The sequence below is a fragment of the Pseudomonas sp. CYM-20-01 genome, assembly GCF_023169845.1.
Taxonomy (GTDB): Bacteria; Pseudomonadota; Gammaproteobacteria; order Pseudomonadales; family Pseudomonadaceae; genus Aquipseudomonas; species Aquipseudomonas azotoformans.
The window spans coordinates 4053998-4068380 of sequence record NZ_AP025169.1; the positions used below are offsets into that span (position 1 = coordinate 4053998).

Genomic DNA, 14383 nt, shown 5'->3' on the forward strand with positions numbered 1-14383 from the left:
CTCACGACTTCTGCCGCACGATTTGGTAACGCCGCCCCAGGTACCAGATCGGCGCGCTGACCATGTGCACCAGGCGGGTAAACGGGAACAGCACGAACAGGGTCAAGCCCAATGCCACGTGGGCCTTGTAGATCAGCGACACCGGCGCAATCGATTCCGCCGCCTGCACCGGTCGCAGCAACACCACGTTCTGCGCCCAGTCGGCGAGCATCACCATCACCGAGCCGTCCATGTGCCCGGTCGAGGCGACGATGGTCAGCAAACCGAGCAGTAACTGCGCCAGCAGCACCAGCAGGATCAGGATGTCCGACGTACTCGATGTGGCGCGCACCCGCGGGTCGCTCAAGCGGCGGTTGACCAGCATCAGCAAGCCCACCAGGCACAGCAGGCCGAAGAACCCGCCGGAGACCATCGCCAGCAGTTGCTTGTTTTCAGTGCTGATTACGTGGTGATAGACCGACGCCGGTGTGAGCAGACCGACGAAATGCCCGGCCAGCACAAACAGCACGCCGATATGGAAGAAGTTGCTCGCCACGCGCATGCCACGGTTGTTCAGCATCTGGCTGGAGCCGGCCTTCCAGGTGTACTGCGACAGGTCGAACCGCGCCCAACTGCCCAACAGGCAGATCGCCAGGGCCACATAGGGGTACACCCCGAATACCAGCAAATTCCACTTAGACATTACCCACCTCCCCGGCCGGCACGGCGGCCGGCGCTGCTTGCTGAAAATCCACCCAATGCAGCGGCACGGCGCTTTCTTCCCGTGCCTTGCCGGGAGCGCTCGGCATCGCGCTGCAACGGTCCTGCTGCTCGGCCTGCATAAAGTCCACGGCCTCCTCTTCCCATACTTTGTCGAGGGCTTCGAGGGAGTCGTCGCGCGGCTCGGCCGCCACCTGGGCGCGCACCTCGGCCACGGCCTGGTGCGGCTCGGTGCCGGCGATCTGCAACAGCGCGCGCATGCAACTGGCATAGGCGCTCTCACGCTCTTCCAGGCGCGCCGCGAGCAACGCCAGCAGGTGCGCCACATCCGCCAGGCCCTCGCGGGCCTCGATGTCTTCGCGGGTGGAGAGGAACTCCAGGTACAGCGGGATATAGTCCGGCAGCTCCTTGACGCCGATGGCAAACCCGGCGGCCTCGTACTGGGCCATCATGTCGACCATCGCCTGGCCACGGTCCCGGGACTCGCCGTGCACGTGTTCAAACAACAGCAGCGACAGCGAGCGACCACGGCCGAACAACGCGCCGTAATGCTCCTGGCCATCCATCAGGTCATTGGCGCAGATCAGCTCCAACAGCTCGAACAACGCACCGCGTTGCTTGGGGCTGATTTCCCGCGACTCGATGATCGCCTGCTCCAATTCATCGCGGCCGTTCACCAGGGTCTCGGTGGGATAGTCCAGCAGCAACGAAATCACTTTAAGAATGCGCATGGCTCAGTCCTCCCAGATCTGCACGGTTTTCAGGACGTCGCGGCGATTGGCCTTCTTGGCGCCGAACATATTGGTGTCGGAACTGCCGCTGCAGCCGCTGCCGAAGCTGAAACCACAGCCGGAACGTTCGGCGAACGCGTCGCTCATGGCGTCTTCACGGTGCGCGCTCGGCACCACAAAGCGGTCTTCGTAGTTGGCAATCGCCAGGTAGCGGTACATCTCTTCCACCTGCGGCACGCTCAGGCCCACGTCTTCGAGCACTTGCAGGTCCTGCACGCCATCGACCTGCTGGGAACGCTTGAACGCACGCATCGCCAATAGACGCTTGAGGGCACGCTTGACCGGTTTTTCATCGCCGGCGGTAAGCATGTTGGCCAGGTAGCGCAGCGGGATGCGCAGGCTGTCCACGTCCGGGATCACCCCGTTCATGCCCACGGTGCCGGCCGCGGCGGCGTTCTGGATCGGCGACAGCGGCGGCACGTACCAGACCATCGGCAAGGTGCGGTATTCCGGGTGCAGCGGCAGTGCGAGTTTCCAGTCCACCGCCATCTTGTACACGGGGGAACGCTGCGCCGAGTCGATCACCGACTGTGGTACGCCATCGGCCAAGGCCTGGCGGATCACCGCCGGGTCATTCGGGTCGAGGAAGATCTCCAGTTGTTTCTCGTACAGGTCGTGCTCGCTGGCCGTGCTCGCCACTTCGCTGATGCGGTCGGCGTCATAGAGCAACACGCCGAGGTAGCGGATGCGCCCGACGCAGGTTTCGGCACACACGGTGGGCATGCCGGCCTCGATGCGCGGGTAGCAGAAGATGCACTTCTCGGACTTGCCGCTCTTCCAGTTGAAGTAGATTTTCTTGTACGGGCAACCGCTGATGCACATGCGCCAGCCGCGGCATTTTTCCTGGTCGATCAGCACGATGCCGTCTTCTTCACGCTTGTAGATCGCACCGCTGGGGCACGACGCCGCGCATGCCGGGTTGAGGCAGTGCTCGCACAGGCGCGGCAGGTACATCATGAAAGTGTTTTCGTACTCGCCGTAGATATCCGCCTGGATCTGGTCGAAGTTCTTGTCCTTGCGGCGCTTGGCGAACTCGGTGCCGAGGATTTCCTCCCAGTTGGGGCCCCACTCGATTTTCTGCATGCGCTTGCCCGATACCACCGAGCGCGGCCGCGCGGTCGGTTGGTGCTCGCCCAACGGCGCGGTGTGCAGGTGCTGGTAATCGAAGTCGAACGGCTCGTAGTAGTCGTCCAGGCTCGGCAGGTCCGGGTTGGCGAAGATATTCGCCAGCACGCGGAACTTGCCGCCGATACGCGGGTTGATGCTGCCGTTGGCGTTACGCACCCAGCCGCCCTTCCACTTGTCCTGGTTTTCCCACTCCTTGGGGTAGCCGATGCCGGGCTTGGATTCGACGTTGTTGAACCAGGCGTATTCCATGCCTTCGCGGCTGGTCCACACGTTCTTGCAGGTGATCGAGCAGGTGTGGCAGCCGATGCATTTGTCCAGGTTCAGCACCATGCCGATCTGTGAGCGAATCTTCATCTCAGTTCTCCTCGATATCGGTCGGCAATGGGCGCGGCAAGTCATCGCCGGTGGAACCATCGAGCCAGTCGACCTTGGCCATCTTGCGCACCACGACGAACTCGTCGCGGTTGCAACCGACCGTGCCGTAATAGTTGAAGCCGTAGGCCTGCTGGGCGTAGCCGCCAATCATGTGGGTCGGCTTGAGCACCACGCGGGTCACCGAGTTGTGGTGGCCGCCACGGGTCTTGGTGGTCTCCGAACCGGGCACGTTCACGATGCGTTCCTGGGCGTGGTACATCATCACCATGCCCTCCTTGACCCGCTGGCTCACCACCGCACGGGCGGTGAGCGCGCCGTTGACGTTGAAGCATTCGATCCAGTCGTTGTCCTCAATGCCGGCGCGTTTCGCGTCGATCTCCGAGAGCCACACGATCGGCCCGCCACGGCTCAGGGTGAGCATCAGCAGGTTGTCGCTGTAGGTGCTGTGGATGCCCCATTTCTGGTGCGGGGTGATCCAGTTCAGCACGATCTCGGTCTCGCCATTGCTGCGCTTGCCCTTCACGCCTTCGATGGTGCGGGTGTTGACCGGTGGCCGGTAGCTCATCAGCTGTTCGCCGAAAGCCTGCATCCACGGGTGGTCCTGGTAGAACTGCTGGCGACCGGTGATGGTGCGCCATGGGATGTTTTCATGGACGTTGGTGTAGCCGGCGTTGTAGCTCACATGGTCGTCTTCCAGGCCCGACCAGGTGGGGCTGGAGATGATCTTGCGCGGCTGCGCCTGGATATCGCGGAAGCGGATCGCTTCGTGGGCCTTGGGCAACGCCAGGTGGCTGTGGTCGATGCCAGTGAAGGCCGACAGCGCCGCCCAGGCCTTGACCGCCACATGGCCGTTGGTTTCCGGGGCCAGGGACAGGATCACCTCGGCCGCATCGATGGCCGTGTCGATCTTCGGCCGCCCATGGCTGATACCCGCGTCGCCTTCGTGATGGTTCAGCTCGCCGAGGAAGGCCACCTCGTCATCGGTGTTCCAGTTGATGCCCTTGCCGCCGTTGCCGAGTTTTTCCAGCAAGGGCCCGAGGGAGGTAAATTTCTTGTAGATGTTCGGGTAGTCACGCTCCACCACCGCCATGTTCGGCGCGTTCTTGCCGGGTACAGGCGCCACACCGGCGCTTTTCCAGTCGGTGCCGCCGAACGGCTGGGCCAGTTCGCCGACGCTGTCGTGCAGCAACGGTACGGTGACCAGGTCCTGCTCGACGCCCAGGTGCCCGACCGCCATGGCCGAGAACGCCTTGGCGATGCCCTTGTAGATTTCCCAGTCGGAACGCGACTCCCACGCCGGGTCGATGGCCGCCGACAACGGGTGGATGAACGGGTGCATGTCCGAGGTGTTCATGTCGTCTTTTTCGTACCAGGTGGCGGTCGGCAAGACGATGTCGGAGTACACGCAGGTGGACGACATGCGGAAGTCCAGGGTGGTCACCAGGTCGAGCTTGCCGATGGCGCCGTCGTCGACCCATTCGGCTTCGGTGGGCTTGCTTTCGCCGCCAAAGCCGATGTCTTCGTTCATCACGCCGTTCTTGGTGCCGAGCAGGTACTTGAGCATGTACTCATGGCCCTTGCCCGACGAACCAAGCAGGTTGGAACGCCAGATGAACATGTTGCGCGGGAAGTTCACCGGGCTGTCCGGTTGCTCGCAGGCAAAGCGCAAGGTGCCGTCCTGCCAGGCCTTGACCACGTAGTCTTTGGGCTCCATGCCGGCGGCCGCCGCGTCCCGGCAGATATGCAGCGGGTTGGTGTTCAGTTGTGGCGCGCTGGGTAACCAGCCGGCGCGTTCGGCGCGGATGTTGTAGTCCAGTGCATGGGTGGGGAACTGCGACTTGTCCGCCATCGGCGACAACACGTCGTGCATGTTCATTTTTTCGTGGCGCCACTGCGAGCTGTGGCCGTAGAAGAAGCTGGTGCCGTTCATCTGGCGTGGCGGGCGGCTCCAGTCCAGGCCGAACGCCAGGGGCAGCCAGCCGCATTGCGGGCGCAGTTTTTCCTGGCCGACATAGTGGGCCCAACCGCCGCCGGTCTGGCCGACGCAACCGCAGAGCATGAGCATGTTGATCAGCCCGCGGTAGTTCATGTCCATGTGGTACCAGTGGTTCATCGCCGCGCCGACGATGATCATCGAGCGGCCCTTGGTCTTGTCGGCGTTGTCGGCGAACTCACGGGCGATCTGGATGGCTTTCTCGCGGCTGACGCCGGTGATCGCTTCCTGCCAGGCCGGGGTACCCGGCACGCTGGCGTCGTCGTAGTCCCGGGCCACGTTGCTGCCGCCCAGGCCACGGTCGATGGCCAGGTTAGCGGCGGACAGGTCGAACACCGTGGCGACCTTGGCAATACTACCATCGGCCAACGTCACGCTGTGCACCGGCACGCGGCGGAACTGTACGGCGTCACCGGCCACGTGCTGGAAGTGTTCGTGGGCTTCACCGGCAAAGTACGGGAAGCCGACTTCGGCCACGTCTGCGCCGATCAGGCTGAGCTTGAGGTCAATTTCACGGCCTTCACCGCCCTCTTTGGCGAGGATGTTCCACTTGCCCTTCTCGCCCCAGCGGTAGCCGATGGACCCTTGTGGCGACACCAGTTCGCCGCTCTCGTCGAGGGCGATGGTTTTCCATTCCGGGTTGTTGTCCTGGCCCAGGTTGCCGGTGAGGTCCGAGGCGCGCAGGAAGCGGTCAGGCTGGAAGCCAGCGCCGGGGGCAAACCCGGTCACGGGCTTGAGCATCACCAGCACCGGCAGGTCGGTGAAGCGCTTGGCGTAGTCGGTGAAATAGGCGCTCGGGTGGTCGAGGTGAAATTCCTTGAAGATCACATGGTTGAAGGCCTGGGCCAACGCGGCGTCGGTACCCTGCTTGGGGTTGAGCCACAAGTCGGTGAGCTTGGCCACTTCCGAGTAGTCGGGGGTGATGGCCACGGTCTTGGTGCCCTTGTAGCGCACCTCGGTGAAGAAATGCGCGTCCGGCGTACGGGTCTGCGGGACGTTGGAACCCCAGGCAATGATGTAATTGGAGTTGTACCAGTCGGCCGATTCCGGCACGTCGGTCTGCTCGCCCCACACCATCGGCGAGGCCGGTGGCAGGTCGCAGTACCAGTCGTAGAAACTCAGGCACACCCCACCCAGCAGCGACAGGTAACGCGAGCCGGCGGCGTAGCTAACCATCGACATGGCCGGGATCGGCGAGAAGCCGACGATGCGGTCCGGCCCGTATTGCTTGATGGTGTAGACGTTGGAGGCAGCGATGATCTCGTTGACCTCCGCCCAGTTGGAGCGGATGAAACCGCCCATACCACGCTTGCTCTTGTACGACTCGGCCTTGGCCTTGTCCTCGACAATGCTCGCCCAGGCCTCCACCGGGGCCATGGTCAGGCGCGCTTCACGCCACAGCTTGAGCAACGGCTTGCGGATCTTCGGGTACTTGAGCCGGTTGGCGCTGTAGATGTACCAGCTGTAGCTGGCGCCACGCGGGCAGCCACGGGGTTCGTGGTTGGGCAGGTCGTTGCGGGTGCGCGGGTAGTCGGTCTGCTGGGTTTCCCAGGTGATCAGGCCGTTCTTCACGTAGATCTTCCACGAGCAGGAGCCGGTGCAGTTCACCCCGTGGGTGGAGCGCACGATCTTGTCGTACTGCCAGCGCGAACGGTAGACGTTTTCCCAGTCGCGGGACTCCTTGCGGGTCTCGCCGTGCCCCTCGGAGAACTCGTCTTGCTTGCGGTTGAAGAACCGCAGTTGATCCAGTAAGTGACTCATGGTGCTTTCCTCATCAGGCGTGCCGTGGGGTGCGTTGCCCCGCGAATTCAGGTCGGACTAGCAGGGTGTGGCGCAGCCCTTGCGGGCGTACCACCACCAGGTCACGACGATGCAGCTCAGGTAGAAACCGACAAACATGTAGAAGGCCATGGCCGGGCTGCCGGTGGCGGCCATGGAACTGCCGAAGGATTTGGGGATGAAGAACGCGCCGAACGCGCCCATGGCCGAGCTGAACCCCAGCACCGCAGCCGATTCCTTGCCGGCGTCCTTCAGGGCCTGTTCACGCACCGCAGCAGGTTTGCCAGCGCTGGCCTTCTCGTGAAGGGTGCGAAAGATCACCGGGATCATGCGGAAGGTCGAGCCGTTGCCGATGCCGGTGGTAATGAACAGCAGCATGAACAGGCCGAGAAAGCCGTAGAAGCTGCCGCCCTGCCCGTTCTGCGGCAGAAAGTGCAGCACGCCGAACACCATCACGATCATCAGCACGAAGTTCCACAGGGTCACCCGCGCACCGCCCAGTTTGTCCGCCAGCCAGCCGCCGAGCGGGCGTACCAGCGCGCCCACCAGCGGGCCGAGGAAGGCGAATTTCAGCGCCACCACCTCGGGAAACGAGGTCTTGATCAGCAGCGGGAACGCCGCCGAAAAACCGATGAATGAACCGAAGGTCGCGAGGTACAACCAGCACATCAGCCAGTTGTGCTTGCGTTTGAAGATCACCGCCTGGTCGCTGAACGACGCACGGGCGCTGGACAGGTCATTCATGCCGAACCACGCGGCGACGGTGACGGTGAGGATGAAAGGCACCCAGATGAAACCGGCGTTCTGCAGCCATAGCTGGCTGCCGTCCGCCAGGGTTTGCGGTTGCCCGCCCATCAGGCCGAACACCCCGAAGGTGATCACCAGCGGCACGCAGAACTGCATCACCGACACGCCCAGGTTACCCAGGCCGGCGTTCAAACCGAGGGCGGTGCCCTGTTGCGCCTTGGGGTAGAAAAAGCTGATGTTGGACATGCTCGAAGCGAAGTTGCCGCCGCCGAAACCGCAGAGCAACGCGATCAATACGAACACGCTGTAGGGCGTGTCGGGGTCCTGCACCGCGAAGCCCATCCACAGCGACGGCAGCAGCAACGACGCGGTACTCAGGGCGGTCCAGCGGCGCCCGCCGAAGATCGGCACCATGAACGAGTAGAACACCCGCAACGTCGCGCCAGAGAGGCCCGGCAGTGCCGCCAGCCAGAACAGCTGGTCGGTGGTGAAGCTGAAGCCGATGGCGTTGAGGCGCACGATCACCGTGCTCCACACCATCCACACGGCAAAGGCCAGCAACAGCGCGGGGATCGAGATCCACAGGTTGCGGGTGGCGGTCTTCTTACCGCTGGCGCCCCAGAACGCCGGGTCTTCGGGGCGCCAGTCATGGATCACCGGGCCCGAGGTGGGCTTTTGCGCAATGGACATGATCATTCTCCTTGGAGCGCGGGCTTGCCGAGCAGAGGTTGTTCGCGGATTTCGCTGAAGTACATCCAGGCCAGGGACACCCAGACCACGCCGTACATCAACATGAAGCAGGAAGAGCGCACGCCGGTGAGGTCCACCAGGGCGCCGAACATAATCGGCAGCACAAAGCCACCCAGGCCGCCGGCCAGGCCGACGATGCCGGACACCGCGCCCATGTTTTGCGGGTAGTCATTGGCGATGTACTTGAACACCGAGGCCTTGCCGAACGCGAAGGCGATGCCCATCACGAACAGCAGCACGGTGAACAGCGCAGGGGTGAGGCCGATGTGGAAATCCAGCGGGCCGTTGACGGTCATCACCTGCAACTGGGTCTGCGGGTAGCTGAGCAGGAACAGGCACACCCAGCTCACCCACAACACCCACCAGGTCACGCTCTGCGCGCCCCAGCGGTCGGACATCCAGCCGCCCACGGCGCGCAGCACACCACCCGGCAGCGAGAAACACGCGGCCAGCAGCGCGGCGCTTTGCAGGCTGAAACCGTATTCCTGCACGTAGTACTTGGTCACCCACAGCGCCAGCGCCACATAGCCGCCGAACACAATCGAGTAGTACTGGCAGTAGCGCCACACGGCCGGGTCTTTGAGGCACAGCAACTGTTGGCGCAAAGTGGCGCCGCCGGCGCTGCGGTGGGCCTTGTTTTCGCTGGTGAGGAACCAGAACAGCAGCGCGGTGATAAACAGGATCGCGCTGAACACCTTGGGCACCAGGTGCCAGGTACCAAGGGCGATCAGGCCCGGCGCGAGAAACTTGGTCACCGCCGCCCCCGCATTGCCAGCACCGAACACGCCCATGGCGAAGCCCTGGTTGTGCTTGTCGAACCATTTGGCGACGTAGGCGATGCCCACCGAAAACGAGCCGCCGGCCAGGCCGACAAACAGGCCCAGCACCAGGAACTGCCAGTAGGCGGTGGCGTAGGTGATCAGGTACAGCGGCAACACGCAGGCAAGCATCAGCAGGAAGAACACGATGCGCCCGCCGAAACGGTCGGTGAGCAGGCCCAGCGGCAGGCGTACCAGGGAGCCGGTCAATACAGGCGTGGCGGCCAGCAGGCCGAACTGGGTTTCGTTGAGTTGCAGCAGCTCCTTGATGGGCACGCCGAGCACGGCGAACATCATCCACACCATAAAGCAGACGGTGAAGGCCAGGGTGCTCATGCCCAGCACCAGGCCTTGTCTTATACGGGGTTGAGTCACGGTATGCGCTCCAGAAAGTGATTCCATGGGCGCAGGTTAGGGGCGGCACTTGGGTGGAACTTGACCCAGGTCAACGTCCGCCGGGTGGGTATGGGGCTATGCTCGCCCCGTCTACCTCCAAGGAGGTAGTCAGCAAAACAAGAGAAAGCCTTTATTTATCAATGGATTGTTCTCTTGTGCCGGGTTTTATCCGTGGGAGGGTTCGCCGGCAATTCTTTAGAGGTAGTGCGCCAGGGAAGGCCATTGACAACCCCCTTTCCCGCTCCAGGTGCGACCATGCTGCTCTGCCATCCACTCCGTCTGCGCCGTCATGCTTGACTGGCTGCGCAGTTCCCTGCCCGCCCGTGCCGGCCTGGCGGTGATCCTCATCGCGATCCTGGCCCTGGCCAGCTCCCTCAGTGCCGGGCTGATCGCCTGGTTCAGCCAGGGCGACGCCGCGGCGATCAACACCGCAGGCTCGGTGCGCATGGAGACCTACCACCTCAGCTGGAAGCTGGCGGCCGGCGCGCGCGCGGATGAGGTCGCCGAGGTCAGCCAGAGCCTGCAACGCCGGCTCGACAGCCCCTCGCTCAGGGCGGCGCTGGAAGACGGCCCGCAAAGCGCGCTGTTGCAGAGTTACCAGCAGATCCGCCAACGCTGGGACAGCGAACTGGGCCCGGCGGTGATTCGCGGTGATGCCGACTTGTTCCAGGCCCACGCACCGGCGTTCGTCGAGCAACTGAACCAGTTCGTCAGCCTGTTGCAGCAACAGAGCGAGCAGAAACAGAGCTGGCAGCAAGGCATTCAGGGCCTGGCGTTGTTCAGCACCTTGATCATCCTGTTGCTCGGCCTGTACGAGTTGCAGTACGGCGTGGTCAACCCGCTGGAAGAACTGGTGCACGCCACCCGGCGTTTTCGCGACGGCGACTTCAAGACCCGGGTCAACCACCGTTCCGAGGACGAACTGGGCCAACTGGCGCTGAGCTTCAACGCCATGGCCGAGACCATCGAGGCCTCCCACCGCACCCTGGAAACCCAGGTGCAACTCAAGACCCTCAACCTGCAACAAGCCAACGCCGCCCTCGAATTGCTCTACCAGAGCAGTCGCAGCCTGGCCACGCGCCTGGCCAATGCCGAGGGCCTGGATGAACTGATCCGGCGCTTCCAGAAACGCCTGCCGGGCCTGCGCCTGTCGCTGTGCCTGCAAGGTCACTTCCTCGCCCCCGCCCAGCAGATGCTGGCCCTGCACGGCGAGAACAGCCGCAACGTGTGCGCCATCGGCGACTGTGCCACCTGCCAGAAGCACAAGGCCGCACCGCCGCAGGTGTTCAGCATCAGCAACCAGGGCACGGAACTGGGCGAACTCAAGGCGCACTTCGTCGATGGCCACCCGCCCCAGGACTGGGAAAAACAACTGATCCAGGCCCTGGCCAACCTGATCGGCACCTCACTGTCGCTCAAGCGCCAGCGCGAGCAGGACCACCGCCTGTTGCTGCTGGACGAGCGCACCATCATCGCCCGCGAACTGCACGATTCCCTGGCCCAGGCGCTGTCCTACATGAAGCTGCAAGTGAGCCGCATGCAAACCCTGATCCGCCGTGGCGAGCCAGTCGAAACCCTGGCCACCGTCACCAGCGAACTGCGCGATGGCCTCAACAACGCCTACCGGCAACTGCGCGAATTGCTCACCACCTTCCGCCTGCAGATCCACGATGCCGGGCTGGTGCAGGAGCTGCAGGACACCGCCGAAGAATTCTCCCGGCGCGGCGAATTCCAGGTGCACTTGCACGTGGACGCCCTGGCCTTCCAGCTGTCGGCCAGCGAGCAGATTCACATGTTGCAGATCACCCGCGAAGCGCTGTCCAACTGCCTGCGCCACGCCCATGCACAGAATGCCTGGCTGCAACTGCGCCAGGTCGGCGAGACCGTGAGCTTGAGCATCGAAGACGATGGCCGGGGTTTCTGCGGCGCCGTCGACCAGCGCGAACACCACGGCCTGACCATCATGGACGAACGCGCCCGCAGCCTGCACGGCCAGCTTGAGATCAGCCCACGCGAGCCCCAGGGCACCCGCGTGCAATTACGTTTCCAGCCGGAATTCCTCGGCCACACCCTACAAGGCAGCACCTCATGAACGTCCCTCTTCGCCACCGGATCCTGTTGGTCGACGACCACCCGATGATGCGCCACGGCATGCGCCAGATCCTCGAACTGGAAGACGACCTGCACGTGGTCGGCGAGGCCGGCAACGGTCAGGAAGCCCTCGACCAGATCGCCTGCCTGCAACCGGACCTGGTACTGCTGGACAACAACATGCCGCACATGAACGGCCTGGAAACCCTGCGCCGCCTGCGGGCCATGGACTACGCGGGCAAGGTGTTGCTGTTTACCGTGTCCGACGCTGAAGACGATATTCGCGATGCCCTGCGCCTGGATGCCAATGGGTATCTGCTCAAGGACATGGAACCGGAATTGGTGGTCGAGTTTATCCGTGATGCGTTGCATGGCGCGTTGGTGATCAGCCCAGGCTTGACCAGGGTCTTGGCCCAGGCGTTGCGCTCGCCGCAGCCCCATGCGGCGGTGGAATTGACTGATCGGGAGCGGCAGGTGTTGAAGACGATTGCCAGTGGCTACAGCAACAAGGTGATCGGGCATAAGTTGGGGATTACCGAGGGGACGGTGAAGGTGCATGTGAAGAATTTGCTGCATAAGCTGGGGTTGAGGTCGCGGGTGGAGGCGGCGGTTTGGGCGATGGAGCACCTCCGGCAGGTGGGGTGAGCTTTTGACCGGGTGTATATCCATTATTTAGGTGATGGCTGATATGGGTTCCGCCCTTACGGCGGCTCACTTTGGAAAAGCCGGAATGCCGGCCCAGCCCAAAGTAAGCAAAGGGCTCTTGCCCCAACACTCGGCACCTCGCCTAGGCTCGGTGTGCCCGTAATTCGACAGTGATTTGGGGGGCCGCCTAAGATCAAAATCAAAAGCAGATCTAAAGCCAGAGCAACAGCCACAGCCAGAGCCAGAGCCAGAGCCAGAGCCAGAGCCAGAGCCAGAGCCAGAGCCAGAGCCAGAGCCAGAGCCAGAGCAAACCACCCTTCAACTGATACATGAAGATCAAACTGTGGGAGGGGGCTTGCCCCCGATGGCGGTGTGTCAGCCAACTCATCAGTGACTGACCCACTGCCATCGGGGGCAAGCCCCCTCCCACACTTTGACCGAGTACCGGCCATTCAATCCGGTCGGCTCTAAGGCCGCCGCGCTCTTGATCTTGATCTGGGGCGCCCCGTCAAACACGCTGGCCGAACGCAGGCTTGAATCCGTGGGTAACCCGGCAGGACGCCGGGTTAGCCGTCCTGGGCCAAGGATGGCCCATGACGGCGGCCCACGGATTCAAGCCGGAGTGAGGGAACACCGAGCCTAGGCGAGGTGCCGAGTGTTGGGGCAAGAGCGTTTTGCTTACTTTTGCGCTCTTCAAAAGTGAGCCGCCGTAAGGGCGGAACCATAGGTGGCCGTTACCGAAGAAATGGATATGCCCACCGAGCCCCCCCCCAACGAGTCATATCCCAAACCCCGGCGCCGCAGATAGCGTCAGGTCGCAAGCCCCCGCCCCGCCCGCTCCAGATTGCGCCACAACCAGGGCGGTAAGACATCCGGGTCGAGGCTGTCGATCAGGTTCTTCAAGCCCAACCCCAGCTCCGTATCCCCTTCGATCACCAGGCGCCGCCGGAAGAACAACGTATCCGGGTCTTCCTGCCGACTGGCCAGCAACAAGAACTCGCGCCAATTGCCGCTGATGGTCACTTGGGCCTGCGCCTTCTGCGCAATCCGCAACCCATCCCGCGTCAACGTCAGGTACCAGCACAAGCCCAGGTCCGGAATGCGCAGGCACATCCAGCGTCCGCGCAGCAGGTCAAAACCGTCGTCGCGCAGCGGCTCGGCCAGGCAGCGGTTGAGCCCCTGTTGCAACGCCAGGCGCTGCACCGCGAAAGGCACCCGCCGAATCAGCGGCAACACCCGGTCAGCGCCCTTGAGCAACCATTGCTTGCGATTCAACACAACCCCACCTCCTCGACCCGCAACATGCCCGCCTGCCCATGCCAGTAACCGTTGCACCCACTCACCACCAACGGCGGCGTGGCACCCTGGCGCACCTCGTCGAAGGCACGCACCACCTCGGCCATGCCCTCGGCCCGTGGGCTCAGGCGCAACAGGTCGGCGCCACAGGCGACCAAGCCGGGATAGTCCGCCAGCAAGTTGGTCACCTCAGCGGACATCGTCTGAATCCCATTCAAGGTAAACAGCGCCTGCCCCTCCTGGCTGGTCAACGCCATGCCATCCGGGTAGTTGATGCAGCAAAACTGGCAGTCGTCCTTGGGCCGGTTTTCCGCACGGGCGGTGAAACAGCGCGCCGAATACGCCAGGGGCAGATGGCCGTAGGCGAAGATCTCCACCTCGGGCAACGGCCGTCCCAGTTCGCGGACCTGCTCCAGCACATCGGCGATCAAGCCGTGGGAGCATTCCACCGGCGGCACCCAGCGCTGCATGCCCGCGTCGAGCAGCTGCACCAGCGCGTGGCCGTTGTAGAGGTTGAGCGCCGGGCCACCGACAAAGGGCACTTTGCGCTCGATCAGCAACTGCACGGCGCCCATGTCGTTGGCCTCCACCAGCAACTCGCCGTTGTCGCACAGGCGGCGCAGGCTGGAGAGTTCGGACGCGGCTTCGATCAGGGTGAGGCTCGACAGCACGATCTGCGCCGGGCTGCACGCCTGCAACTCACGGCCCAGGCCCAGCCATTGATCCAGGTTCAGCGCGCGGCGTTTGGCGCACACGGTTTCCCCCAGGTAAATCACGTCCAGGGGCAAGGCGGCCATGTCGGCGTAGAAGCGCCCCAACTCTTGCTTGTCCCAATAAAACAGCACCGGTCCCAGGCTGAGTTTCATCGATGTGCC

At 63.4% G+C, this 14383-nt stretch carries 10 protein-coding genes; 2 read left to right on the top strand and 8 right to left on the bottom strand.

The window, feature by feature from the left end; translation table 11 throughout:
- Position 1: 1 nt before the first annotated feature.
- The 6 genes from narI to M2497_RS18040 are packed head-to-tail and all read right to left on the bottom strand — an operon-like array spanning position 2 to position 9455.
- Positions 2-682 (bottom strand): respiratory nitrate reductase subunit gamma, encoded by a 681-nt coding sequence (gene narI, locus M2497_RS18015; protein ID WP_248482089.1) that lies wholly within the window; start codon positions 680-682, stop codon positions 2-4.
- Positions 675-1430, bottom strand: coding sequence for a nitrate reductase molybdenum cofactor assembly chaperone (gene narJ / locus M2497_RS18020; protein ID WP_248482091.1), 756 nt, complete (start codon positions 1428-1430; stop codon positions 675-677). The genes narI and narJ overlap by 8 nt, the downstream gene beginning before the upstream one ends.
- A gap of 3 nt (positions 1431-1433) precedes the next feature.
- Positions 1434-2972 carry a nitrate reductase subunit beta gene (gene narH, locus M2497_RS18025; protein WP_058427563.1) on the bottom strand — a complete coding sequence of 513 codons (1539 nt, stop codon included), beginning with the start codon at positions 2970-2972 and terminating at the stop codon, positions 1434-1436.
- 1 nt (position 2973) lies between these two features.
- The gene (locus M2497_RS18030; RefSeq protein WP_248482093.1) at positions 2974-6747 is read right to left on the bottom strand and encodes a nitrate reductase subunit alpha; all 3774 of its coding nucleotides are present in this window, start codon (positions 6745-6747) and stop codon (positions 2974-2976) included.
- Between the two features lie 57 nt (positions 6748-6804).
- Positions 6805-8202, bottom strand: a complete 1398-nt coding sequence (locus M2497_RS18035; protein ID WP_248482095.1) for a NarK family nitrate/nitrite MFS transporter — start codon at positions 8200-8202, stop codon at positions 6805-6807.
- 2 nt (positions 8203-8204) lie between these two features.
- The gene (locus M2497_RS18040; RefSeq protein WP_248482097.1) at positions 8205-9455 is read right to left on the bottom strand and encodes a nitrate/nitrite transporter; all 1251 of its coding nucleotides are present in this window, start codon (positions 9453-9455) and stop codon (positions 8205-8207) included.
- Between the two features lie 310 nt (positions 9456-9765).
- Between M2497_RS18040 and M2497_RS18045 the strand changes: the two genes are divergently transcribed.
- Together M2497_RS18045 and narL are read left to right on the top strand one after the other, a co-directional pair.
- Positions 9766-11568, top strand: a complete 1803-nt coding sequence (locus tag M2497_RS18045) for a HAMP domain-containing protein (RefSeq protein WP_248482099.1) — start codon at positions 9766-9768, stop codon at positions 11566-11568.
- Positions 11565-12212: a two-component system response regulator NarL gene (gene narL, locus M2497_RS18050; protein ID WP_248482101.1), complete on the top strand. Its 648-nt coding sequence runs from the start codon at positions 11565-11567 to the stop codon at positions 12210-12212. Before M2497_RS18045 ends, narL begins: the two co-directional genes overlap by 4 nt.
- Before the next feature lie 810 nt (positions 12213-13022).
- Here narL and M2497_RS18055 read toward each other — a convergent pair.
- Positions 13023-13490, bottom strand: a complete 468-nt coding sequence (locus M2497_RS18055; protein ID WP_248482103.1) for an SCP2 sterol-binding domain-containing protein — start codon at positions 13488-13490, stop codon at positions 13023-13025.
- Positions 13484-14374, bottom strand: coding sequence for a U32 family peptidase (locus tag M2497_RS18060; RefSeq protein ID WP_248482105.1), 891 nt, complete (start codon positions 14372-14374; stop codon positions 13484-13486). Before M2497_RS18060 ends, M2497_RS18055 begins: the two co-directional genes overlap by 7 nt.
- Positions 14375-14383 lie beyond the last annotated feature (9 nt).